Source organism: Alphaproteobacteria bacterium (genome assembly GCA_002869105.1).
In the GTDB taxonomy this organism is placed as follows: Bacteria; Pseudomonadota; Alphaproteobacteria; order UBA7879; family UBA7879; genus UBA7879.
Map to the genome: position 1 here is coordinate 1 of PKTP01000002.1, position 25,565 is coordinate 25,565.

18 protein-coding genes, 2 rRNA genes and 1 pseudogene are annotated in these 25,565 nt (G+C 44.9%); 11 read left to right on the forward strand and 10 right to left on the reverse strand.

Features of this window, described 5'->3' with window-relative positions; all coding sequences use genetic code 11:
* The 4 genes from C0582_00315 to C0582_00330 all read left to right on the forward strand — a co-directional run.
* Positions 1-986, forward strand: a 23S ribosomal RNA gene (locus C0582_00315); the annotation flags it as partial.
* A gap of 66 nt (positions 987-1,052) precedes the next feature.
* Positions 1,053-1,167, forward strand: a 5S ribosomal RNA gene (gene rrf / locus C0582_00320).
* Positions 1,168-1,341: 174 nt separating this feature from the next.
* Positions 1,342-1,719, forward strand: a complete 378-nt coding sequence (locus C0582_00325; protein ID PLX30357.1) for a hypothetical protein — start codon at positions 1,342-1,344, stop codon at positions 1,717-1,719.
* A gap of 23 nt (positions 1,720-1,742) precedes the next feature.
* The gene (locus C0582_00330) at positions 1,743-2,528 is read left to right on the forward strand and encodes a TIGR02452 family protein (protein ID PLX30358.1); all 786 of its coding nucleotides are present in this window, start codon (positions 1,743-1,745) and stop codon (positions 2,526-2,528) included.
* 18 nt (positions 2,529-2,546) lie between these two features.
* On the opposite strand, the gene C0582_00335 is transcribed toward C0582_00330, so the two are convergent.
* Both C0582_00335 and C0582_00340 read right to left on the reverse strand, forming a co-directional pair.
* Positions 2,547-4,529, reverse strand: coding sequence for an excinuclease ABC subunit UvrB (locus C0582_00335; protein PLX30359.1), 1,983 nt, complete (start codon positions 4,527-4,529; stop codon positions 2,547-2,549).
* A gap of 68 nt (positions 4,530-4,597) precedes the next feature.
* On the reverse strand, positions 4,598-5,785 hold the full coding sequence (locus C0582_00340) for a nucleoside:proton symporter (protein PLX30360.1): 1,188 nt from the start codon (positions 5,783-5,785) through the stop codon (positions 4,598-4,600).
* Between the two features lie 71 nt (positions 5,786-5,856).
* Between C0582_00340 and C0582_00345 the strand changes: the two genes are divergently transcribed.
* Positions 5,857-7,308 carry a DNA recombination protein RmuC gene (locus tag C0582_00345; protein ID PLX30361.1) on the forward strand — a complete coding sequence of 484 codons (1,452 nt, stop codon included), beginning with the start codon at positions 5,857-5,859 and terminating at the stop codon, positions 7,306-7,308.
* Positions 7,309-7,369: 61 nt separating this feature from the next.
* Complete coding sequence (locus C0582_00350; GenBank protein ID PLX30362.1) at positions 7,370-10,078, forward strand: preprotein translocase subunit SecA; 2,709 nt, start codon at positions 7,370-7,372, stop codon at positions 10,076-10,078.
* A 50-nt stretch (positions 10,079-10,128) separates the two neighbouring features.
* Here C0582_00350 and dnaG read toward each other — a convergent pair whose 3' ends face one another.
* Genes dnaG through C0582_00370 form a run of 4 tightly spaced genes read right to left on the reverse strand, consistent with a single transcriptional unit; the run spans position 10,129 to position 14,009 of the window.
* Positions 10,129-11,955, reverse strand: coding sequence for a DNA primase (gene dnaG, locus C0582_00355; GenBank protein ID PLX30363.1), 1,827 nt, complete (start codon positions 11,953-11,955; stop codon positions 10,129-10,131).
* The gene (locus C0582_00360; protein ID PLX30364.1) at positions 11,897-12,355 is read right to left on the reverse strand and encodes a glutamyl-tRNA amidotransferase; all 459 of its coding nucleotides are present in this window, start codon (positions 12,353-12,355) and stop codon (positions 11,897-11,899) included. Before C0582_00360 ends, dnaG begins: the two co-directional genes overlap by 59 nt.
* Positions 12,356-12,378: 23 nt before the next feature.
* Positions 12,379-12,711 (reverse strand): ferredoxin, encoded by a 333-nt coding sequence (locus tag C0582_00365; GenBank protein ID PLX30365.1) that lies wholly within the window; start codon positions 12,709-12,711, stop codon positions 12,379-12,381.
* Positions 12,708-14,009, reverse strand: a complete 1,302-nt coding sequence (locus C0582_00370) for a tyrosine--tRNA ligase (protein ID PLX30366.1) — start codon at positions 14,007-14,009, stop codon at positions 12,708-12,710. The genes C0582_00365 and C0582_00370 overlap by 4 nt, the downstream gene beginning before the upstream one ends.
* A gap of 89 nt (positions 14,010-14,098) precedes the next feature.
* Between C0582_00370 and C0582_00375 the strand changes: the two genes are divergently transcribed.
* The 3 genes and pseudogenes from C0582_00375 (at position 14,099) to glmS (ending at position 18,535) form a co-directional block, all read left to right on the forward strand.
* A complete protein-coding gene (locus tag C0582_00375) occupies positions 14,099-15,376 on the forward strand; it encodes a peptidase M16 (protein ID PLX30452.1) in 1,278 nt (425 codons plus the stop codon).
* A 1-nt stretch (position 15,377) separates the two neighbouring features.
* Entirely contained in the window at positions 15,378-16,703 is a 1,326-nt protein-coding gene (gene glmU / locus C0582_00380) for a bifunctional N-acetylglucosamine-1-phosphate uridyltransferase/glucosamine-1-phosphate acetyltransferase (protein PLX30367.1), read from the forward strand.
* A gap of 5 nt (positions 16,704-16,708) precedes the next feature.
* Positions 16,709-18,535, forward strand: a pseudogene (glmS, locus tag C0582_00385) (glutamine--fructose-6-phosphate transaminase (isomerizing)).
* Between the two features lie 33 nt (positions 18,536-18,568).
* Here the strand turns inward: glmS and C0582_00390 are convergent.
* Entirely contained in the window at positions 18,569-20,329 is a 1,761-nt protein-coding gene (locus tag C0582_00390) for a hypothetical protein (GenBank protein ID PLX30368.1), read from the reverse strand.
* A 203-nt stretch (positions 20,330-20,532) separates the two neighbouring features.
* Here C0582_00390 and C0582_00395 point away from each other — a divergent pair, with 203 nt between their 5' ends.
* Positions 20,533-22,485 carry an RNA polymerase sigma factor RpoD gene (locus C0582_00395; protein ID PLX30369.1) on the forward strand — a complete coding sequence of 651 codons (1,953 nt, stop codon included), beginning with the start codon at positions 20,533-20,535 and terminating at the stop codon, positions 22,483-22,485.
* Here C0582_00395 and C0582_00400 read toward each other — a convergent pair.
* The 3 genes from C0582_00400 to C0582_00410 all read right to left on the reverse strand — a co-directional run bounded on the left by C0582_00400 (position 22,472) and on the right by C0582_00410 (position 24,618).
* The gene (locus C0582_00400) at positions 22,472-22,999 is read right to left on the reverse strand and encodes a hypothetical protein (GenBank protein PLX30370.1); all 528 of its coding nucleotides are present in this window, start codon (positions 22,997-22,999) and stop codon (positions 22,472-22,474) included. The genes C0582_00395 and C0582_00400 overlap by 14 nt on opposite strands.
* A 79-nt stretch (positions 23,000-23,078) precedes the next feature.
* On the reverse strand, positions 23,079-23,360 hold the full coding sequence (locus tag C0582_00405; GenBank protein PLX30371.1) for a 50S ribosomal protein L28: 282 nt from the start codon (positions 23,358-23,360) through the stop codon (positions 23,079-23,081).
* 73 nt (positions 23,361-23,433) lie between these two features.
* Positions 23,434-24,618 (reverse strand): hypothetical protein, encoded by a 1,185-nt coding sequence (locus C0582_00410; protein PLX30372.1) that lies wholly within the window; start codon positions 24,616-24,618, stop codon positions 23,434-23,436.
* 205 nt (positions 24,619-24,823) lie between these two features.
* On the opposite strand from C0582_00410, the gene C0582_00415 reads away from it, so the two are divergent.
* A complete protein-coding gene (locus tag C0582_00415) occupies positions 24,824-25,564 on the forward strand; it encodes a cytochrome c oxidase subunit 3 (protein ID PLX30453.1) in 741 nt (246 codons plus the stop codon).
* Position 25,565: the final 1 nt, after the last annotated feature.

Genomic DNA, 25,565 nt, shown 5'->3' on the forward strand with positions numbered 1-25,565 from the left:
CGGCCGTAACTATAACGGTCCTAAGGTAGCGAAATTCCTTGTCGGGTAAGTTCCGACCTGCACGAATGGCGTAACGACTTCCCCGCTGTCTCCAACATCACCTCAGTGAAATTGAATTCTCCGTGAAGATGCGGAGTTCCCACGGTTAGACGAGAAGACCCCGTGCACCTTTACTACAACTTTGCACTGGTGTTAGGATCTAAATGTGTAGGATAGGTGGGAGCCTATGAAGCGTCGGCGCTAGTTGACGTGGAGGCACCCTTGAAATACCACCCTTTTAGGTTTTGACATCTAACTGAGATCCATGAAACTGGATCCAGGACCCTGCATGGTGGGTAGTTTGACTGGGGCGGTCGCCTCCTAAAGAGTAACGGAGGCGCACGAAGGTAGGCTCAAGTTGGTCGGAAATCAACTGGAGAGTGTAATGGCACAAGCCTGCTTAACTGCGAGACTGACAGGTCGAGCAGAAACGAAAGTTGGTCATAGTGATCCGGTGGCGCTGCGTGGAAGGGCCATCGCTCAACGAATAAAAGGTACGCCGGGGATAACAGGCTGATCTCCCCCAAGAGTTCACATCGACGGGGAGGTTTGGCACCTCGATGTCGACTCATCACATCCTGGGGCTGGAGCAGGTCCCAAGGGTTTGGCTGTTCGCCAATTAAAGTGGTACGTGAGTTGGGTTCAGAACGTCGTGAGACAGTTCGGTTTCTATCTGCCGTGGGCGTTGAAGAATTGAGAAGAGCTGCCCATAGTACGAGAGGACCGGGGTGGACGTACCGCTGGTGTACCAGTTGTCCTGCCAAGGGCACCGCTGGGTAGCTAAGTAAGGAAGAGATAACCGCTGAATGCATCTAAGCGGGAAGCTCCCTTCAAGATAAGTTCTTCCTATGAGAGTCGTTATAGATGATAACGTTGATAGGCTGGGTGTGAAAGTGTGGTAACACATGAAGCTAACCAGTACTAATAACTCCATTGACTTATTCATTAATGCATTGTGTGCATGTAGTGTGAAGTCTTTTTCGAATGTTTGGTTTTTGTAAGGTAAGAAAGGGTGAGGTGACGATAGCGTCATGGTCCCACCTGATCCCTTTTCGAACTCAGCAGTGAAACGTGACAGCGCCTATGGTACTGCGGCTTAAGTCGTGGGAGAGTCGGTCATTGCCTTACCCTTTCTTGTTTTACCCCTCTTTTTTAAACTTTTTTAATTTCCTTCTTTTCTTAATAATTTCTACTCTAAAAATTTATCGTTTCTATGTTTCATTATGTAGGAGGCCTTCCTTTTATTACTTTTAATGCTATTATTATCTAACGAATACGTATAGTAGGCAAAAGAGCTTTCTTATGACTGATCAGAAAATATTTCAAAGGCTTCAAGAATTTAAAGAAAAGAAAAATCAGCTCGATTTTATTTGGACGGATTCCCAAGGGATTTTAGAAAAAATTGAAGAAGAGCTGGCAGAAGTTCGATCAGCCATTGAGAATCAAGAGGGTGATAAGCGTATCAAAGATGAACTAGGGGATTTGACCCATGCGGTTTTTTGTCTTATCGATTTTTTGGGATTCTCCGAAGCGGACATTATCGATCAAAGCCTTGATAAACTTGAATCTCGGGTGTTGAAAATTGAAGAACAACTGAGGACCGTTGGGTTGAAAAGTCTTAAGGGGCTGCCGCGAGAGGAAAAGCTACGGTATTGGCAAAAAGCTAAGGAGTCTGAGTAAAACAATATAACTTATGAAAATGCATGGAAAAAATTATGAAAAAAACTATGAAACAAAATGTTTATCTACTCTTTATGGGGTTTTTATTTGTTGGAATCGTAGCTCAAATCCATGCGTCTTCTTCAGCAGCGCAGCCATTACAAACAAGAACAGCAAAATATACGTTTGAAGATTTGAAGGGCCCTTCACAAGACTCTAAAGAAAAAAAATCCCCTATGATTAACTTAAGCGATGAATCAACGATATCTGTAGCATTAAGGTTGGCTAATACCTTTCAAAATCGAGGTGAAAACAAACGTATTGCTGTGATCAATTTTGCTAACGCCTATTATCCGGGCGGTGCCCAAGAAGGGTCACTCAGACGAGCGACAACGCTTGAGAGTGAATTACAACAAATGCTTGCCGCTGATCAATACCCAATTCAAGACAGGGAACTCTTTATCACGGAAAGGGGACTGGTTGTTCGTGATGATGAGGATCTAGAGTTGGAAAAGCCTGTTGAGCTCGATATCATCTCTGTGCCAGCTGTTGACCTGAGAGGGAGTGTGCTTAGCGATCAAGAGTATCAAGATTTGATGTATGCTAAGATTAAAGGGCAGATCCAAGCTGCAAAGATGATTGGTGCAGACGTTTTAGTGGCAGGTGCTTTTGGATGTGGTGTCTTTGGGGGAGATCCTACGGTTGTTGCACGGCTATATCAAAAAGCCATTCAAGAGGTGGGGAATAATTTATCCCAAATCCATTTTGCTATTTATGGCGGGGGTGAAAATCTTGTTACATTTGAAAAAACTTTCAAGAGCAATAAGTGAGAAGACTTTTCCTGAGCTTTATATTTTCAAAATATTTTGTTCAATCTCTTTGATTTGATCCCGGATGGAAGCGGCTTGTTCAAAATTTAAATCACTGGCAGCCTTCAGCATTTGTTTGCGTAAGGAATCAATTTTCTTTTCTGCCTGTTTCGGGGTGAGCAAGCTTTCTTGCTTGGCTTTGCGTTCCGCTTCTTTGCCCGCATAAATTTGGCCGCCAATATCTTGGATGCGTTTTTGGATGGAAGCTGGTGTCAAGCCATGCTCTTGATTATAGGCCTCTTGTTTGTGGCGACGGCGGTTGGCTTCTTCAAGGGCAGCGTCCATGGATTTGGTCATGCGATCTGCATATAAAATCGCGATGCCATGCAGATTGCGTGCTGCCCGGCCAATGGTTTGAATCAGCGATGTTTTTGATCTTAAATATCCCTCTTTATCAGCATCTAAAATAGCCACCAACGAGCACTCGGGGATATCAAGTCCTTCGCGTAAAAGATTGATACCGATTAGCACATCAAAGATGCCCAGGCGCAAATCACGGATGATTTCGATCCGTTCGAGGGTGTCGACATCTGAGTGAATATAGCGCACTTTTAGGCCTGCTTCCGACATGTATTCAGAGAGCGCCTCAGCCATTTTCTTGGTCAAGGTTGTGACTAAGACACGTTCCTGTTTTTTAGCCCGTTTCAGACATTCAGCGATCAGATCATCAACCTGGTCTTTGGTGGGACGGATTTCACAAACAGGGTCTAGTAAGCCGGTGGGGCGAATGACTTGTTCGACGTATTCTCCCTGAGTTTGCGCCATTTCCCAAGGCCCAGGCGTGGCAGAAACAAACACGGTTTGAGGGCGCAACTCATCCCATTCTTCAAACTTGAGCGGACGGTTATCTTTGCAGGCTGGCAAACGAAATCCATGTTCGGAGAGTGTGTTTTTACGCGAGGCATCGCCTTTGTACATGGCGCTGAGCTGCGGGACGCTAATATGACTTTCATCAACCACCAGCAAGCCGTCTTTGGGAAGGTATTCAAAGAGTGTTGGCGGGGCTGATCCAGGGGGACGGCCGGTTAAATAGCGTGAATAATTTTCAATCCCCGAACAAAAGCTGGTGCTTTGAAGCATTTCAATGTCAAAGGTGACCCGCTCCCGTAGACGTTGGGCTTCCAATAGTTTTCCCGCTTCTTCAAATTCTTTAAGACGCTCTTGAAGATCGGCTTGGATGTGTTTAATGGCCTGATGGATGGTGGGCGTAGGGGTGACATAGTGACTGTTGGGATAGACTTTGACTTGCTCAAGAGTGGTCATAATCTCACCTGTTAGGGGATCAATTTCTTGAACGCTTTCAATCTCATCGCCAAAGAAGGAGAGGCGCCAAGCGCGATCATCAAGGTGAGAGGGGAAAATTTCAAAGGTATCCCCCTTGATGAGGAAGGTGCCGCGTTGCAGCATGAAATCATTTCGTTTGTATTGAATTTCTGAGAGCTTCCGACTGAGATTTTGGGGGGTGATTTCCAAACCTTTGTTGATAGGAATGACCATGCCACTGTAGGTTTCAACGCCACCAATGCCATAAATGCACGAGACACTGGCTACAATGATGGCATCATCTTTTTCAAGGAGCGCGCGGGTGGCAGCGTGACGCATCCGATCGAGCTGTTCATTGATCGAAGCTTCTTTTTCAATATACGTATCTGTACGCGGAACGTAGGCTTCAGGCTGATAGTAATCATAATAGGAAACAAAATACTCAACCGTATTGTTGGGAAAAAATTCCTTCATCTCGCCATAAAGTTGGGCGGCAAGTGTTTTGTTGGGAGCTAGAACCAGCGTCGGGCGCTGGAGTTCTTGAATAACGTTGGCGATGGTAAACGTCTTGCCAGAGCCCGTCACCCCAAGAAGAACTTGATTTCGATTGTTTTCCCGAAGGCTTTTGACCAGGGATTGGATGGCTTGGGGCTGATCACCTTGCGGTTGAAAAGAGGATTCGATTTTAAAGGTTGCCATAAGGCTTACAATAGCATGAGGAGTCCAACAATTGTACCGCTAAGGCAAGAAAGCGAGTGTACCGGCAATCAGCGCTCTGAACCCCAGAGAGATAACCTGAGAGCGCCGATCTTGCGCAATGGTCCCCCCCCCAAGGTGGCAATTTGAATACCAATGCTGCTGAGGTTGGCAAAGCCGCAGAGGGCATACGTCATAATTACCCGGGCTTTGTCTGACAGTTGATCAGCAGGCACTTTGGAAAAAGCCTCGAAGGCAACCATTTCATTGATAATGGTTTTAAGACCCAAGATCGCCCCTGCTTGAGTGGTTTCTTCCCAGGGCACGCCCATCAGCCATACAAGGGGTTTGAAGATCAAGCCAAGGATGATTTGTAAAGAAATTTTAAGATCAAATAAATTGCCAATGGTTTGCAGAATGCTATTGGCGAGGTAGATCAGGGCAATGAAGACAATGATGGCAGCAATAATGTTCAAAAAGAGTTTGAGGCCTTGGCTGGTTCCTTCATAGATGGCATCCAGGCTATTTTGGAATTGAAAAGGGTGGCTGGCCGTGCCATCGGTGGGAATGAGATCATGAGGCACCATCAGACGAGAAATGGCAATCGCACCGGGGATGTTGATGAGGGAAGCACTGATCAGATGCATCATGATGTTTGGAACATATTCCCCTAAAATCAGCGCATAAATAACAAGCACACTGCCAGCGGTTGTTGCCATGCCCAATGTCATTAAAGAAAAGAGCTCTCCCTTTGAGAGCTTGTTGATATAAGGTTTGATCAAGAGAGGTGTTTCAGTTTGGCTCAGGAAAAGTTTTGCTGCACTGCATGTTCCAAGGGCGCCCCCAATGCCGAGAAGCGGTTGGAAAATACGAGAAAGAATGCGGAGAAAAAATGGTAAGACACGCCAGTGGAAGAGCAGCATGGCCAAGGCACTGACGACAATGACCAGCGGTAGCGCTTGAAAGGCAAAAATAAACGTACTGGATTTGGATGTGATTTGGAAGGGACAGGGATTGCCTCCCAGATACCCAAAGACAAAGGAAGTTCCAGCCAGTGTGGCGTTGCGCAAAGCAGTCAGGCCTGTGCCGATGTGATCAACACCCTTTTGGACGACCTTGAAATGGAGGATCAAGAATGCAACAGTGACTTGAAGGCAAAAGGCTTTTAAGACTGGGCCATAGCGGACCAGTTTGCTATTGTCACAAAAGAGTCGTGCAATAATTAGTATGACGGCAATGCCGAGTAATCCTTGAACCATGTTATGATCATGCCACCGGGAATAAAAAAGTCCATTTTTTTTTACTTAAATGAGACAAAAAAGGAGAAAATGTGAGTGAAATAAGTCAAAATTTAATCGTTTTTGCCCCTGTTTTGACACTTTTAGGGGGTGTTTTGGGCTATTTTTTAGCTGTTTTTAGAGCCAATCAACAGCAAGCTAAGCTTAAATGGCAAGTTGAGAGTTTGCTTCAAAAAAATCAGCTCTTGGTGGAGCAGTTGATGCAAACGAAAGAGGAAATTGAAAAATTTCAGGCCTTGCAGCAAGAGTTTATCCAGGCGCAAAAACTCATTGCAGAATTAGAAACAGCCCAAAAACACGAACGCCAAAACTTTGAAGAAAAGATTAAGCTGATGGAGCAATCAGAAAATCGACTCAAAGAAACATTTCAGAACTTATCTTCTCAGGCGTTGTCAAAAAACAGCCAGGAATTTATTGAAGTTGCCAAATTGACGTTTGAAAAAATTCAGCAAGGGGCGCAGCAAGACTTAAGCTCAAGGCAAAGATCAATCGCTGACTTTGTTAAGCCGATGCGCGAGAGTTTGGATAAAATTGATACCCGCTTGAATGAGGTCGAGAAAAACCGAGTTGGGGCATATGAAGGCCTTAAAAGCCAAGTGGATCATTTGCTAACTGCTCAAAAAGAGCTCCGGGCTGAAACAGTGAATTTAGTGCACGCGCTAAAAACGCCAATGGTTCGGGGCCGGTGGGGAGAGATTCAACTGAAACGTGTGGTTGAAATGGCCGGCATGTTGGCCCACTGTGATTTTATGGAGCAAGTACACCATCGCGGAGAAGCAGGCGCGAATGCCCCGCTTCGGCCTGATATGGTTGTTAATTTGCCCGGTGGTCAGAAAGTAGTCATTGATGCCAAGGCACCAATGAGCGCTTATTTAGAGGCCATGGAAATCGATGATCCCACAAAGAAAGCTTTGAAATATCAAAGCCATGCGCGCCTCATTCGCCAACACATCAAGCAACTAAGCGCTCGATCCTATTGGAGCCAATTTGAGCCGTCGCCAGAATTTGTGGTGCTGTTTTTGCCAGGAGAGCAGTTTTTTAGTGCGGCCTTACAACAGGATCCAGGTCTGATTGAACTGGGCGCTGATAATAAAGTAATTTTATCGACCCCCACAACGCTGATTGCCTTGCTGCGTTCCGTGGCTTATGGCTGGCGACAAGAAAAGCTGACTGAAAACGCCCGTGAAATTAGCAAGCTTGGACAAACCTTGTACGATCGCTTGGCGGATTTGACGCAGCACTTAAGTAAAATGGGACGACACTTGGGTCAGACGTTACAGTCTTATAACCAAACAGTGGGGTCTTTTGAGCAGCGGGTAATGGTGAGTGCGCGGCGTTTTGAGGGGCTTGGTATTGATTCAAAGAAAACCATGGAAACGGTAGCTCCCATCGAAACGCGTGAGCGAGAAGTGATATCAGCAGGCATTGGAACCGGGGATAAAAAAATGAAAAACCTCGGCCGTGAAAATCCTGATCAATCATGATCAATGCTGGCAATTCGGTTGGTGTATTAGTATACTGCACAAAATTATTTAGAGGATATGTATGTTAGGTGTTATTAAGCGTATTTTTGGCTCAGAGAACGATAAAATTATTAAACGCTTGAGCAAAAAAGTTGAGGAAATCAACGCGCTTGAACCTGCTATTTCCAGCCTATCTGATGCTGAGCTAAAAGAAAAAACAACGGCTTTTCGGGAACGCTTAGCCAAGGGTGAGTCCCATGACAGCATCTTGCCCCAGGCATTTGCAGTGGTTCGGGAGGCCGCTAAACGTGTTCTTGGGGAGCGTCATTACGATGTTCAGTTGATGGGGGGGATGGTGCTCGACCGGGGCATGATTGCCGAGATGAAAACGGGGGAAGGGAAAACGTTGGTTTCAACCCTTTCTGCTTATCTAAATGCGCTTCCGGGTAAGGGGGTTCATATTGTGACGGTGAACGACTATTTGGCAAAACGGGACTCTGAGTGGATGGGCCAAGTTCATCGGTTCTTGGGTCTGACTGTTGGCTGTATTTTTCATGAAATGAATGATGATCAGCGCCGTGACGCTTATGCCGCTGATATTACCTATGCTACCAACAACGAGCTTGGGTTCGACTATCTGCGTGACAACATGAAATTTAACAAAGAAGACATGGTTCAGCGTGGATTTCATTATGCGATCGTCGATGAGATGGACAGTATTTTGATTGATGAGGCGCGCACACCTTTGATCATATCAGGCACAACGGATGATACATCCGAGCTTTATGTGTCGGCCAATCTAATTGTGAAACAATTGGCCCCTGAAGATTATGATAAGGATGAAAAACAGCACAATGTAAACTTTACGGAACAGGGGATGGAAAAAGTCGAAGACTTGAGTCGTAAGGCCGATCTTCTTAAGGGCGAATCTTTATATGACATTCAAAATGTCAGCATGGTTCATCATTTGAATCAGGCGTTAAAAGCGCACACGCTTTATCAGCGTGATAAGGAATACATCATCCGGGACAATCAAGTGATGTTGATTGATGAGTTCACGGGGCGGATGATGGAGGGACGTCGTTTGTCAGATGGGCTCCATCAGGCCATCGAAGCCAAAGAAAACATGCCCATTCAAATGGAAAATCAAACACTGGCATCCATTACTTTCCAGAATTTTTTCCGTTTATACCCCAAGCTTTCAGGGATGACCGGTACGGCCATGACAGAGGCAGCGGAATTTGCTGATATCTATGGATTAGAAGTTGTGGCGCTACCAACAAATGTTCCCATCGCTCGGAAAGATTTAGATGACGAAGTGTACCGAACCGAGGCTGAGAAGTTTCAAGCGATCTTGAAAGTGGTGCAAGAGTGTCAAGGCCGTCAGCAACCTGTTTTGATTGGAACTGCGAGCATTCAAAAGTCTGAAGAAATTTCTGATTTTTTGAAACGTCAACACATTAAGCATAATGTGTTGAATGCCCACCATCATGAAAAAGAGGCATCTATTATTGAACAAGCTGGGGTGCCTGGCACCATCACTATTGCAACCAACATGGCGGGTCGAGGCACAGATATTAAGCTGGGTGGCAACAAAGATCTGATGGTTGAAAACGCCATTGAGAAAGCAAAGTCGGAGAGTGACATAAAAAAAATCACCGAGCGTATCGTTGCAGAGCATGCTGAATCCAAGCGCCGGGTTATGGAAGCTGGGGGGCTGTATGTCATTGGAACAGAACGTCACGAAAGCCGCCGGATTGATAATCAGCTCCGGGGTCGTTCTGGACGACAAGGAGATCCAGGTGCCTCTAAATTTTTCCTTTCTCTCCAGGATGATTTAATGCGGATCTTTGGCTCTGAGCGGCTCGATGGCATGCTTCAGAAACTTGGACTTAAAGAGGGTGAGGCGATTATTCACCCCTGGATTAACAAAGCCATTGAACGGGCACAAACCAAAGTGGAGGCCCGTAACTTTGACATGCGGAAGCATTTGCTCAAGTACGATGATGTGATGAACGAGCAGCGAAAAATCATCTACCAACAGCGCCATGAATTTATGGAAAGCAAGGATCTCAGTGATGTTGTGTTGGACATGCGCCTTGAGGTTATTGATGACTTAGTGGGCCAAGCGATGCCTGAAAAGAGTATGCCAGATCAGTGGAATTTAGACTCTATGAAAGAAGGGATGCAGACGATTTTTGGTTTGGATCTGCCCATTCACAAGTGGGCTGAAGAGGAAGGGATTGCCAATGAAGAGATGCATGAGCGCCTGAGGCAAGAAGCAGACCATACGTACAAAAAGAAATTTGAAGGATTTCCTGAAGAGGGCTTACGTGAAATTGAAAAGTCTGTTCTTCTCCGTGTTTTGGACCAAACCTGGAAAGACCACTTGTTATCCATGGATCAATTGCGCCAAGGCATTAATTTGCGTGCCTATGGACAGAAAGATCCGTTAAATGAATACAAGCGGGAATCGTTCTTGATGTTCGAAGAAATGTTACAACGCTTGAGAGAGCAAGCATTGATGATTTTGTTTAACTTTAATTTCATGGAAACGTTTCAGCAAGAAGAGTTGATCCCTGATGAACCAAGAGAAATGACAGAATCATTTGAAGACCCGGCCCTTGCGGCATCTGGCGATCAAGCAGCTGCAGCGCACACGGTGATGTCGCGGCAACGGTCGGAGGATTTTAACCCGAAAAAACCACAGACATGGGGACGCGTTGCGCGGAATGATCCTTGTCCATGTGGGTCGGACAAAAAATACAAGCAGTGCCACGGAAAAATATAAACGGCCAAAGGTTGCTCTCCTAAAGCTTCTCAGCGTTGAGCGCTATGTCTCTAGGTATTGGTGTGCTTTAAGAACTGTTTCCAATTTTCTTCTGTTGGGTCGTCTTCAAACCTTTGCCGCATCTCTTCCGCAAGTTTGTCCTGCTTTTCTTGGTTGAGTGCTTGCATGGTTTTTTGCCAAACTTCTGTGAGCGTTGAAGCGTCAGGATCATTGTGGAGTCCCGGCAAATGGCTACGGATAAACGTGATGTCAAATTCGGACAAAATATCACGGTACGCTTCTTTGGCCTGAAGATGAGAGAGCCAACCATCTTCATGGATTGGTTTCTGAGTGGCGCAAAAGTCTAGACATTCTTTTTGCAAAGTCTGATGACTGGCAGGAAAATCAATCTCTGAAAAATCTTCCTCATGATCGATGACTAAATTTGGATACCGGATGGCCAGGTAAAGCAACAAGCGACGATTGAGATCAATTTTGTGAGGATGTTTGATTTTTTTGCGTGGAGAGAGAGGCGTGGAAACGTTACGTCTTTGATACAAGGCGGATCGATGGCTTTTGGTTTTTTGCAACAGGTCACTTTGATAATTTTTTTGTAAAGAAGGATCTTGAATAGAAGAGGTTAATTCCCATAAATTTTTGTCAATTTGTGTGCGCTTTTCGGGGGTATCTTGATCGATGGAAAGAAAGTACAGATGCCAAAGTTGATCCACCAGGCTTTTTGATTGAGTGAGCAGTGACTGAAAAGCAGGCAGTCCGTTTTCATCAATAAAACTATCCGGATCTTGTCCTTGTGGCAGGGTGAGAAAGCGCAAGGTCCTTTCAGACGTGATCAGCGGCATGGCGCGTTCAATCACACGTTTTTGAGCACGTATGCCAGCGGTATCACCATCCATGACAATAATAGGATTTCGATCAAGGCGCCATAGGGCAATAATTTGTTCTGGTGTGACCGCGGTGCCCAGGGGCGCTACAGCCTTTGGATAGCCGGCTTGGGAGAGTTTAATAACATCCATATACCCTTCAACCAAAATCACAGATTGGTCGGAAGCGCTTTGATCTTGAACGTTTTTGAAATGATATAAAAGCGACCCTTTATGAAAAAGCTCTGTTTCTGGCGAGTTAAGATATTTAGGTTCTTGTTGGCTTAACAGAGCCCTGCCACCAAAGGCAACCACTTGGCCTTTGACATTATGGATGGGGAAAATAATGCGTCCCCGAAATTTATCGACGGCCTCTCCCTTGTCGCGGGCGCTGATCAATCCGGCTGCCTCTATTTCTTTCAGATCAAATCCTTGTTGCTGTAAATAATCCATGAGCTTGGTGCGACCGGGAGAAGCAAAACCAATGCTGAAGGCCTGAAGGGTTTGAGATGTTAAGCCTCTGCTTTGAAGGTATTTTTGGGCGTCGGTGGCTTCATGGCGTTGCAAGTTCTGAACGTAAAAATCAGCTGCATGCCGCATCAGTTGGAATAGACGATCGCGGGCTTGTAATTGCGCTGGCGATAAACGAGGGCCAGCTTCCATTGTGGTGGGCAGTTGGACCCCGGCAATCTCGGCGGCTCTCTTAAGCGCTTCAGGAAAACTCAAACCACTTTCTTGCATCAGAAAGCCAAAGACATCACCGTGAGCGCCGCAACCAAAACAATGAAAAAATCCCTTTTGATCATTCACCGTGAAAGAGGGCGTTTTTTCACCATGAAACGGGCACAGACCCGAAAATTCTTTACCCGCGCGTTTGAGCTTAACGCGTTTGCCAACGAGGTCGGAGAGCGTGATCCGTTCACGGATTTGATCTTGAATGGCACTCCCACTTTTCATGTTAGTTGAGCAGCGATTTAATGTGCGCAGAGGCCTTGGCAAAATCCATTTGGCCGGCATATTTTTGCTTGAGGCATGACATGACAGCGCCCATGTCTCGAACAGAGGAAGCGCCCGCTTCTTGAATGCAGGCTTTGATGGCTTGCTCTTGTTCAGCTTCGGTGAGTTGTTGTGGTAAAAACTCTTGTAAAACGGCGATTTCAGCTTGTTCTTTTGCAGCTAAGTCTGAACGGTTTCCTTGCGTGTAAAGGTCGATGCTTTGACGGCGCTGCTTGATCATGGTTTCCAGTAGTTTGAGGATATACTCATCCTGGGCTTCTGTCGCGCTGGTGGTGTCAACGCGGACAGCCACATCTTTATCTTTGATGCCAGATAGAATCATTCTTAAAATAGCCAGCTTGTCTTTTTGACCTTGCTTAAGGGCTTCTTTTATATCGGTTTGGATACGGTCTCTTAACATAATTTTACCTTTCGATTTAAGGGTTAACCTTGACCAGGCTCTTCTGAAAAATATTTCATTTTATTGGGCGTATTTTCCCATTGCTGGGCATCGGGACGATGGGGCTTTTTGGTGAGAATATTCGGCCAGATTTTGGCATATTTTTGATTAAAAGCAACCCAATCTTCGGTATGAGGATCTGTGTCGGGAATGATGGCATCAGCCGGGCATTCAGGCACGCAAACACCACAATCAATGCAAATCTCGGGATCGATGACCAACATGTTCTCCCCTACAAAAAAGCAGTCAACGGGGCATACTTCGACGCAGTCCGTGTAGACACAGTTGATGCATTTATCGGTGACAACATAGGTCATGACAGCACCTGGATGTAGCCAAGTTTCTTTTTACCCGCGGCAATTTTGATGACGCCTGGCGTGCGGATGTCAGTGTTTTTTAAGGAGCGCTCTTCTACAATTTTCTCGTCATTGATCCGGCAGCCACCGCCTTGAATGAGGCGGCGGGCCTCACCATTGCTTTTAGCAAACCCGAGTTGGACCAAGGCTTGCACCAAGCCATAGCCAGCCTCTATGTCTGAAGCTTTTAGCTGGAGGATCGGCGCTGCCGTTTTGATAAGGGGGTTGCCGGCGTCATCGTGGCCATCAACCTCAAGATTTTGCTCCTCTTTGGAAAAGTGAGCGCCAACAGTTGCGTGAATGGCCGAGAGCACATCCTTGCCATGGGCTAAAGTTGTGGTCTGATCCGCCAGTAAAATTTTGGCTTTGTTGAGATCAGCGCCTTTCAACTTTTCATAGGGTTGAATGTCATCCATGGAGAGGTCTGTGTATAACCGCACCAGCTTTAAAACATCTTGATCGGAGACGTTGCGCCAGAACTGCCAGTAATCAAGAGCGGGTAATTTATCTGAATTAATCCACACAGCGCCCGCGGCTGTTTTGCCCATTTTTTCCCCTTCAGAATTTTCGATCAGGGGAAGCGTCAGCGCAAACGAGGGTGATTTTTCTAACTTGCGAATCAATTCATAGCCATTGAGCATATTGGCCCATTGGTCTGACCCGCCGATTTGCAGCTGGCAGGTATAGTTTCGATTCAAATATAAGAAGTCATAAGCTTGAATGAGGATGTAGTTAAACTCAAGAAAGCTGAGCGGGGATTCCCGTTCAAGGCGGGTACGTACACTGTCAAACGTGAGGAGCCGATTGATGGTGAAATGGGGGCCGTACGCCCGCAGGAAGTCAAGATATTTGAGATCTTGGAGCCACGTGTCATTGTTTAACAGCAAGGCGCCGTTGGGGGATTCGTCATTAAAATCAATGAATGGTTGTAAAGATTTTTTAATGCCGTCGATATGTCCATCAACTGCAGCGTCATCCAGGAGATTTCGCTCTTTTGACCGTCCAGTAGGATCGCCAATTTTTGAGGTCCCCCCGCCAACGATCATCAGGGGTTTGTGCCCATGACGTTGCATAATACGTGCTGCCATAATGGTGAGAAGATTGCCAATATGGAGGCTGTCGGCTGTTGCATCATAGCCACAGTAAAATGTGATGGGTTTTTCAGCCATGGCCGCATCGAGGGCATCTAAGTCTGTGCACTGGTAAATAAAACCGCGATCGCTTAATTCTTGTAGGGCTTTTGATTTAAATTGAGTCATGTATTAGAAATAGTTTGAAACTCTTTTTATTTTACATTTTTTCAGTCTCACGTTACATTTATCCCTCAAATAAATCAATCACATTAGCCATGCCAGTTACACAAACAAAATTGCCAAACGGCCTCACGGTAATCAGTGATACCATCCCTCATGTTGAAACCGTTTCTTTAGGTGTCTGGGTGCGGGTTGGCAGTCGCAATGAGCCAGAATCAATCAATGGCGCTGCCCATTTTCTTGAGCATATGGCCTTTAAAGGCACCCATACCCGCAGCGCTCAGCAAATAGCTGAAGAAGTTGAGCAAGTGGGTGGGTATTTAAATGCATACACCTCTCGAGAGATCACGGCTTATTATGCAAGGCTCCTCAAGAAAGACTTGAATCTTGGTGTTGAGATTTTAGCGGACATCTTGCAGAACTCAACGTTTGATCCCCATGAAATGGATCGTGAACGTGAGGTGATCATTCAAGAAATTGGCCAAACCAATGATACCCCCAGTGACATTGTCTATGATTACTTTGAAAGCCAGTGCTTTCCAGATCATGCAATCGGAAGGTCTATCTTGGGACCGGTTGCAACCGTTAAATCAATGAAACGGGAAGATTTAATGGGGTTTATGAAAGCGCATTATAGACCGGAGCAGATGGTGGTTTCAGCAGCGGGGAACTTGGATCATGATCAGCTTGTTGATCAGGTCGCTAAACATTTTTCTGGACTCAAAAAAGAGGGCGGCGTCGAAGAAAAAATAATGCCAACTTATTGTGGTGGCGCGTTTCACAAAGTGAAAGATCTTGATCAGCTTCATGTTTTGCTTGGGTTTAACGGGTGTAGTTTGAGATCTGCTTCCTATTTTCCGATGATGATTTTGTCGACAGTTTTGGGCGGGGGCATGTCTTCGCGTCTTTTCCAGGAGGTGCGTGAAAAGAAAGGCTTAGCTTATGCTGTTTACGCCTTCAGTTCAAGCTATTCTGATGCGGGGGTCTTTGGGGTGTATGCCGGGACTGGCCAAAAAGAAAGCCAAGTCCTGATCAATACCTTGTTTGAAACATTGGGGCAGGCTCAAAAAGGTATGACGGTTCAAGAATTAGACCGGGCCAAGAACCAACTTAAAGCCTCGATATTGATGGCATTTGAAAGCACGACATCACGATGCAGGCGGTTGGCGACGAATTATTTGCTTTTGGGCACCATCTACAGCCCGCAAGAATTGGTTTCTTTTATCGATCAAGTATCGATGGATGAGGTTCGATTAGCCTTGGCGCATACTTTAAAAAGTAACCTGACGCTTGCAACCATTGGCCCAAGTCAAGATTTGCCAGCTTTTGATCAGATGATCTCTATGCGGGATCAATTATGCAAGGGTGCTTGATATGTTGAATGCCTTAATCTTAGCTGCGGGTGAAGGAACGCGGATGAAATCAAGCCTAGCAAAGCCTCTGCATAAAGTGGCTGGGCTTTCACTGATTCAGCATGTCATTCAATTGGCCCGAGCTGTTAACGCCCAAAACATGGCGATTGTTGCTTCACCGACCTTGCCTGAGTTCAACGAAAAATGCCCGCGATTTATTCAATCCCCCGCCAGGGGAACGGGCCATGCGGTGCAAAGTGCGCTGACGTGGATTGAAAAGTTAGAAGGTGACATACTTATTTTGTGCGCCGATGTACCGTTGATTCAGCCAGAAACAGTGCAAAAATTGATTGATCAGAAGAAAAAAAGCCAGGCTGACATTGCCATCCTAGCGGCAACCGTAACGAAGTCCAATCGATATGGCCGGCTTCATGTTGCAGCAGATGGATCCGTAGAGAGCATCATCGAGGCGAAAGAACTGCCAGAGGGTGAGCTGGGGAAACACACACTCTGCAACTCAGGGATTTTATTGGTTTCAGCAAAAAAGCTCCCCGGTCTTTTAAATCTTTTGACCGATGATAATACAGGTGGGGAATTTTACTTAACAGATATTGTGAAACATGCCCGCACTCAAGGGTTGAAAACAACCTATAGCCACGCCGAGGAGCGTGAAATTCAGGGTATTAACAGCCGGGCTGATTTAGCGAGAGCTGAGAAGATATTTCAGGACATGACTCGGGAGGCGATGCTGGAAAAAGGCGTGACGCTTCAGGTGCCTCAAACCGTTTTCTTTTCCTATGATACCCAAATTGAGGCAGATGTTGTGATCGCGCCCCATGTTGTTTTTGGGCCGGGTGTATCAATTGCAACGGGATGTCACATTAAATCGTTTAGTCACATCGAAGGATGCCAGGTTGAGCAAAATGTAGAAATTGGGCCCTTTGCCCGCATTCGTCCCCAAACGCATTTGTCTATGCACTCTAGAGTTGGCAATTTCGTTGAGCTTAAAAATACCACTTTGGGCCCCCATAGTAAGGTGAATCATTTATCCTATTGCGGAGATACAGTTGTGGGTCAGGCAAGCAATATTGGCGCTGGCACCATTACGTGTAATTATGATGGCGCCCATAAACATCCAACCCGTATTGGCGATCATTGTTTCATCGGATCCAATACCAGTCTTGTTGCCCCCATCCAATTGGGAAATGATGTGGTGATTGCAGCAGGGAGCACGATTACAAACTCTGTTGATGATGGCGCCTTATCGGTTGCACGCTCCAGGCAGACAAGCTTGGCGGGCAGAGGCAAGGCCTATCAAGAAAAAATCAACGCGCAAAAAAAGGACTAGAAAAAATGTGTGGCATCATTGGTATTATTGGGCGTCAAAATATTGTTCCAGACTTAATTGAAAGTCTAAAGCGGCTTGAATATAGAGGGTATGATTCTGCGGGCGTTGCCATTATCTCTGAGGGTGCGATTCAAAGGCGCCGCGCACAAGGTAAAATCAAAAATTTAGAAACCTTACTCCAGGATAATCCCATTGACGGAAAAATAGGCATTGCCCACACACGTTGGGCAACACATGGCAAACCAACTGTTAATAATGCGCATCCGCATGCAACCGATAAGGTGGCTGTGGTTCATAATGGCATCATTGAGAATTATCTAGATTTAAAGAAAAGCCTAGAACAAAAAGGGCATGTGTTTGAAAGTGAAACAGATACCGAGGTTGTTGCGCATTTATTGAGCGCTCTTCTGAAAGAGGAGAAAACACTTGAAGCTGCAGTGCGGCGATGCTTGTATCAACTTGAAGGTGCTTTTGCGCTGGCGGTGTTGTTTCACGATCACCCGGATACGATTTTTTGTGCGCGCCGTGGCAGCCCCTTGGCCATTGCTCAAAAAGATGGTGAATTTTTCGTGGGTTCAGACGCCCTTTCCTTGGCGCCCTTTACCAACCAAATTTGTTATTTAGAAGATGGTGATTATGCCTTTGTTACGTCAAGTGGTTATCAACTGTATGATGAAAACCATCAGCAGGTTGATAGATCAGTAAAACAATCACGAGCCACCGGCGTGCAAATTGGTAAGGGGAATTTTCGTCACTTTATGCTCAAATAGATCTATGAACAGCCTACGGTTGTTGGTGATATCTTGACAGCCTATGCGGATCATGAAAATCACGCTGTACATCTTCCTTTGGATAATATTGATTTGGCTGCTGTGAGACGGGTGATGATCGTGGCGTGTGGCACTTCTTATTACGCCGGTCTTGTGGGTAAAAACTGGCTTGAAAAAAATGTCGGGATTGCAGCAGAAGTGGATGTTGCCTCAGAATTTCGATACCGCGCGCCCCCTTTGGGTGATGTCGATTTATGTATCTTTATTTCACAATCAGGGGAAACAGCCGATACGCTTTCGGCCATGCAGTATGCTAAAAGCCAAGGTAAAAAATGTTTGGCTTTGGTTAATGTGCCTGAAAGCACGTTAGCGCATGAGTGTGATGCCACCATTGAATTGCACGCAGGCCCTGAAATTGGCGTGGCATCTACCAAGGCCTTTACAGCGCAAATCACGGTTTTAGGGTGTTTGACCATTGCCCTAGCGCAAGCCCATAAAGGCCGCGTTGATGCGCATGTCCCTTGGCAAATGCTCGATGATTTGATGACCTTGCCGCAATTATTGCAAGATGAATTGACCCATGATGAGCATATCCAGAGTTTAGCCCGCTTTTTTGTTAACAAGGATCACGCCATTTATATAGGACGCGGAAGCGGTTTTCCTATGGCTGCTGAGGGCGCGCTAAAGTTGAAAGAGCTTTCATACATCCATGCCGAGGCCTATGGAGCCGGTGAATTAAAACATGGCCCCATTGCTTTGATTGATGAGAACATGCCGGTTGTGGCATTGGTTTCTTCGAAATTATTGATGGATAAAATGCACTCGAATATTCAAGAAATTCTCTCCCGAGAAGGAAAGGTTATTTTAATCGCCGATGAGCCTTCTCATCAAGAAATGATAGATCAAGATATTCAGCGAATTAAAACCCCCGTTGTTTCCGAGTTTTTATCGCCCTTTATGTTTACCATCCCCTTGCAATTATTAGCCTATCATGTGGCGTTGCAGAAAGGAACGGATGTTGATCAACCTCGGAATCTAGCCAAATCTGTTACAGTGGAATAATCAAGACTGAGAAGAAGGCTGTGGTATCAGGTGCTATTTTCTTTGCAGATAAGTCGGATTGAGCAAGAACAAGGCAGCGACAATGGCTGCGCTGGCAAAACCAATGCTGGTGAAGAACGAATACTGATAACCGTAGGTGTCCCAAAGATGCCCAGCCAATGTGCTGCTGGCTAAATAGCAAAGACCGGTCATGAAGTAGAAGATACCAAAGGCCGTGGCCCTGGCTTCTTTTTCAACCACGTCACTGATGAGTGATAGAAAAATACTTTGGGTGGTGCTCATTTGTGCGCCCCAGAAAAAGATGCCCAACATGACTACAAAAAAGTTGGTGCCAAAGCCCATGAGTACGTTGGCAAAGATCATGAAAATAAAACCAGTGATTAAAATCAAGCGGCGGTTGTATCGATCGGAAAGATAACCCAGTGGATAGGCAACCAAGAATTGACCGATGTTCATAGCAACCATCACCAGAGGCCCCAGAGATTGGGGAAGGCCGGCTTCGTTGGCGCGCCAGGTAAGCAAGCTTTCACTGAAATGGGTCATTTCAAATACAACGGCCACAATAATAATCAGCCAAAAGGGCATTGAGAGACGCTGACGGGCTCGTTTAATGTTTTCTGGTTCAGGAAAGTTATAAAGACCCAACCCAAGAAAGACGAGCCCCAACAAGGCTAAAAACAGAGAAACATAGGAGGATGGGGCGATCAATGTGGTGTCGGAGAGATGAACGATTTCGCCATAAGAGAAATAGCCCAGCAGAACAAGAAAAATACCAACCAGCACATAGCTTAACTTTTGTGCGAAGAGGGTAGGAGTGTTTTTGGCCGCGTGGTACCAGATTAAAAGTCCGCAACCCAACATGAGGACGGATATGGTTTGATCACACGCAAAAACCAGAGATAGTATCGCGCTAAGAGTCAGTAAATAGCCAAAGAGGCGAAGAAGAATGCTATGCAAATTTGGATAAGGCCTTGATGCTGCAATCATTAAGCCCCAGCCAATGCAAAAAGTAACAGGCCAGGAAACAAAAGATAGAACGTGATAAAAAGATAAGAGCGTCGCTGTCAGTGCTGTTATAAGGCTGAGGACAAAAATACCCCCGTTTTGATGACGTTTTAAAAAGGCACTGGGGCCATTATCCTGTGTCGGCGACGGTAGAGCGTCATGATGCTCGTAACATTCGCGATGATTCTTTGGTTCTTTAATGAAGAAAACCAAAATGATGAAGGAGATAAACGCGGGAATGGTGGCAATGGTAAAGACAATGAGAAAGTCATTGTGATCAGGGGCGTTATGATTGCTGCTAAAGCTAAAGAGGATGCCCATGCCAATAAAGGCACCAAAAACAGACCCTATGGTCTTCATAGAGCGCATGAAGCCATAGCTGGCACCGCGTCTTTTTTCAGAAGTCACATCCCCAACAAGAGCATCTCTGGGCGAAGCAATTGTGCCATTGGCAAAACGATTAATAGCTTGGGCAATGAAAACAATCATCACATTAGAGGCAAATAAATAGAGTGGCTTTGATAAAACAGCCAACCCATAGCCAAACACCAGAACCTTTTTACGGTTCTGCATAAAGTCACTAATGACACCCGAGGCAATTCTTGTGAGGTAAGAAATAAACTCAACCATCCCATCAATGAAAGCTGTTGTTTTAGCAGAGGCCCCCAAGACATTTTTCATGTACATGGGCAGGTTGCTGTAGATCATCGTTGTGGAGATGTTGATTAAGAGCCCAACAGCTGAGAGTAAAACCACAGCCATGGGCAGATAAAATAGATGTTTTTTCAAAGCAACTGCTCAGAATGATTGAATGTTTTTTTTAACGATTTGGCACAGTAAAATCAAGTTTTAATCAAAAATAGGTCAATATATTTTTCTTTTGTTTTTTTGGGGGTGTGATTTGCTCGTCTCCTTTTGAAAAGCCTTGACTTTTATTGCAACGTACCTATGTATATAGTAGTTTTAAGAGCTTTTCACATTAAGGACTATTCATGACCGTCGCTTCAAAAGACATAGATTCAGAAAAAATCAAAAATAAAGAGATTGATGCCGAAGAGGGAGATCCCATCGAGGCAGATGATGATCTGAGTGAAGACAGTGAAGATGGTGATGTGGCAGTTGATAGCAGCATCGATCCTACTGAGGATGACTCTGAGCCAAGTGTGCGCCCTAAGCCAAAAACCAACATTGACGACATTGATGACGATGATGAAGAGCCTGTTGAAGAAATAGACGAAGATGTTGATAAGGTTGAGGTAGCTGACTTAAGCGAAGAAGCGCCTAAAAAAGCAGAAGCTGCCGGGCATACCGATGACCCTGTGCGGATGTACCTTCGGGAAATGGGAACTGTTGAGCTTCTTTCCCGTGAGGGTGAAATTGAGATCGCCAAGCGAATTGAGTCTGGCCGGAACATGATGATTGAGGGTTTGTGTGAAAGCCCTCTCACAATGAAGTCATTAACAAAATGGGTTCAGGGTTTTGAAGACGGGGAAATATTCCTGAGAGATATCATTGCCATTGATGCTTCCTTTAATGATGATGAAGCTTTCAAAGAGGGCAAAGAAAATGAGGCCCTTGATGCTCTAAACGCTGAATCAGAAGAAGATCAAGAAGAGGAAGAAAATTCTGAGGAAGAGGGGGAAGAATCTTCGGAAGAAAGCGAAGAAGAAGAGGTGAGCATTTCTGTTGCGCTTATGGAAGAGTCTCTGATGCCAAAAATGCTTGATCTTTTTGAGCGCTTTAAAAATCTTTACGGTAAAATTCACCCCTTACACCAAGAAAAACTTTTAAAAACCAGACAAGAGAGCTCTATTACTGAGTCTCAGCAGAAAAAACTGAAAGAGCTTGAGTCAGAAATGAAGGATCTGCTGGGAGAGATCTTCTTTAACAATCACCGCATAGAAGGCCTTGTTGAAGAGTTGGGCAGCTTAAATAAGGAATTGATTGGACATGAGGGCCAGCTTATGCGCATGGCGCTTGAACACAAAATCAAGCGTGAAAACTTTTTAGATCACTACCAAGAGCATCTAGACGCTCCTAATTGGGCAGATGCCAAGCCTAAAAAGCAGAAAAAAGAGTGGCAAAGTTTCTTTGACTCTAAAAAAGATGAGATTGGCCAAGTTCGAGAAAAAATGAATGGCATTGCTGATCATTTTGGCTTGCCTCTGGGTGATTTTAAAGTGATCGCTCAGAAAGTTCAAAAAGGCCAGAGGCTTTCAAACCGCGCTAAAAAAGAAATGATTGAAGCAAACCTAAGGCTGGTAATTTCGATTGCTAAGAAATATACCAACCGGGGCTTAATGTTCTTGGATCTGATTCAAGAAGGAAATATTGGCTTGATGAAAGCCGTGGATAAATTTGAATATCAGCGTGGCTATAAGTTTTCAACGTATGCTACGTGGTGGATTCGTCAGGCGATTACGCGATCGATTGCAGACCAAGCACGGACAATCCGGATTCCCGTTCACATGTTTGAAACGATCAATAAGTTGGTTCGAACCTCACGCCAGATTCTTCATGAAACAGGCCGTGAACCAACCCATGAAGAGTTGGTTGAAAAGCTGAATATGCCACTCGAAAAAGTGCGTAAGGTGATGAAAATAGCTAAAGAGCCTATCAGCCTGGAAACGCCTGTTGGGGATGAAGAAGATAGTTATCTGGGCGATTTCTTGGAAGATAAAAACTCCGTGATCCCTCTGGATGCCGCCATTCACACAAATCTTAGGGATTCGACAACGCGTGTGCTTTCAAGTTTAACGCCGCGAGAAGAGCGGGTTTTACGTATGCGCTTTGGTATTGGGATGAATACAGACCATACACTCGAAGAAGTGGGACAGCAATTTAAGGTAACCCGGGAGCGTATTCGTCAGATTGAGGCCAAGGCGTTGCGTAAACTTAAGCACCCAAGCCGCTCTCGTAAGCTTCGTAGCTTTATTGATTTTTAGACTGCATGAAGCTTTGGTAAAAGCTTTTAAGTTTATCTTGGAGATCAGGGTTGTTTACTGATCCAATGCTATTGGATAACGCATCAGACATTTGAGCTGGTGGTTGAATAATTTCAGGCTCTTTTTTCTTTTCGGGATGATCACTCAGATAAGGCCCTTTGACAATCCGCAGGGCTTTGATCAGCGACTGCCCAAAATAATTATTGATGGCTTCTATCAGAGGCTGCTGTTGATATTGTAGCAGAAACTCCGCCCCGGCCTTGCACGGCTGAACATGAAGAATAAAGCCCCGTTCACCTGGAATAGAGGTCGTTTTGAGAGGCCTTATTTCAGATGCCTGATCAGCTCCTACAATCAGGGACCAATTGACAAAAAGTTGGTAGGTTTGAAGTTGATTTTGTTCCAGCCTCTCAATGCAGCTTGCTTGGATAGACGTACTTATGGGCGTGAGTCCATTGGCATGACGGCGCTTTGTTTTGTATGTTTTAGTGTTCACTATGATCCAGGCTAATATGTAATGATTTTATTACATAGTGAAGGGCTTAGCCAACAGATTTTATGCTTTGATCTTCGAAAGCCCTATTTGAGCAAAGTTACGCAGAAGCAGCTAAAAGTTTCTTGCGGATTCGGAGGAGTTCTGGCGACAGTTTGCGTGTAGAGGTTGATAAGAGGTATTTATCTAACCCACCGTTGTGTTCAATGGTACGCAAACCGTGGTTGGAAACCTTGAGCTTAAAAGTCGTTTTAAGCAGATCACTGTAAAGGTTTATGGTATTCAAATTTGGTAAAAAACGACGACGGGTTTTGTTATTAGCGTGGCTTACGTTATTGCCAGTAAGAACACCTTTTTGAGTCACGGAACAGCGGCGAGACATAATTAAACCTTTATTTTAAATATCATGCATTTATTAATGGATTCTCGGTAGCGGGTCAAGAGAAAATAAAGCCTTACCCTCTTTTTGATTTGAACGCTGTCCAGGTATTGCTGAACAAAACCGCTGACGCCCCATTGGCAAGAACGTTATTAGCAGTATTAAAAACATCAAAGAGAATATAAATGGCGGTAATAAGACCGGTCATTTCTCCGGTAAAGCCAAAAGTGCCCTCTAGGATGGGAATCATAACAAAAATCCCCCCACCAGGTATCGAGACAATCCCAAAACGTAGAAAGGCCATGTAGAGAGAGCTCATGATCAAAACACTGGTGCCGGGAATGCTGTGGCCAAAAGCAATGGCTGTGGCAATGATCAAAAAGGGAACGCTGATACCATCTCCTAGAAGATGAACATTGGTTGCCGGAGGTAAGAAAGCATCGGCCATGTCGGGGTCTTTAAGGTGTTTTTTAATAGCTTTAATGGATAGTGGTAAGGCAGCCGATCCTGACATGGTCATCATTCCGGTGATATAGGGCGGAATCATGTCTTTGACCAGTCTTCTAAATTCAGCCATGTTGAACTTGGTCGCCAAAAGGAGCAAAACAATACAGTAGAGCATCTGGAACCCAAAGATAAGCAAAACCAGTGGTGCATAGTCTTGGAACATGTTATCAAGAGCACCCTCATAGTTTAATTTTGCAACATAACCACCAATGAAAAGGGGAAGCACGGGAACAAAAAACTTATTGATGAAGAGATCGATGAACCGGCGCCCAACAAGTTGACCGAATGCCAGTGTCTTTTCAGACATATAACGCGCCGTGAATCCAAGAATGAATCCAAGAGCTAAGCCCCCTTTTGTTGGAATGATGGGTTCAATATGAAACTCAAAAAAAGGTACTAGGGCTTTTCTTATTTCACTGGGACGCTGTGGACATAGCTCGGGGTGAGCATTTAGAATTTGAGCGGCGCTGAATCCAAACATGTTGGCAATGAAATTTGACAAGATGAAAAAAGAGACCAGCACAATAACAAAACTAATCACGCCAGATTGCATCCGGCTGAGAGAGAGAAAGAGAAAGAAGAAAACCAGCCAGGGCAGGCAAAAACTTAAAATGGTTTTAATAAAGACACAGGCTGTGAGGAGTGCTTGTAAAAGAGAATAGGGCAAAGCATTGCCAAATACAAAAATCAAAGCAATGATCAATGTGACCTGCACAGGGGGGCTCAGAAGCGAAGAAAATAATTTTTTCATCATTTTTACTTGATAGCACGCTTTAGGTAAAATTCAATCTTTATTTGAAGGTAAAAATGTTATTCTTAATGCTGTAGGAGCTTTATTGCTGAAACGCGGTAAATTAAGTATCATTGTTTTGATCAGTTGAGGTTCAAAAGTGGTTCGTCCAAATTCAAATAAATCCCAGCACCCCTTTCATCTTGTTGAGCCCAGTGTTTGGCCTTTGATGACGTCTTTATCTGTTTTAGTTTTAGGAGTTGGGTTTGTTTTGCTAATTAATGCTTATCCTGTTGGGACAACGATTTTACTTTTTGGGTTGGGTGGATTCGTGGCGTGTTTGGCAGGGTGGTGGCGCGATGTGATTCTGGAGTCCCACTTTGAAAAACAACATACCCCGGTTGTGAAAACAGGTCTTAAGTTGGGGTTTTTGATCTTTATTTTAAGTGAGTTTATGTTCTTTTTTGGCTTTTTCTGGGCCTATTTTAGTGCAAGCTTGTTCCCTGCAGAGGCCATAGGAGGTGTTTGGCCTCCTAAGAATATTGAAACGATCAACCCCTTTCGATTGCCTTATTTAAATACACTCATTCTTTTGCTGTCAGCATCCAGCTTAACGTGGGCCCATGAAGCCATTGGTCAAAAAAAGGAGAGGGGTAGCTTTTTGATGGGCCTTGGGATTACCATCCTTTTAGCGCTGGTTTTTACATTTGTTCAAATTTATGAATATAGCCATGCTGCATTCTCGCTCTCTGATGGCATTTATGGATCTAATTTTTATATGTTAACCGGCTTTCATGGTCTTCATGTTATTATTGGAACCATCTTTCTAGCTGTTTGTTATTTTAGAGTTCGCGCCCATTGTATGGATGAAAAAAAGCAAGTAGGCTTTGAAATGGCAGCTTGGTACTGGCACTTTGTTGACGTTGTTTGGTTGTTTCTATTTGTGTTTATTTATTGGTGGGGACGGTAAG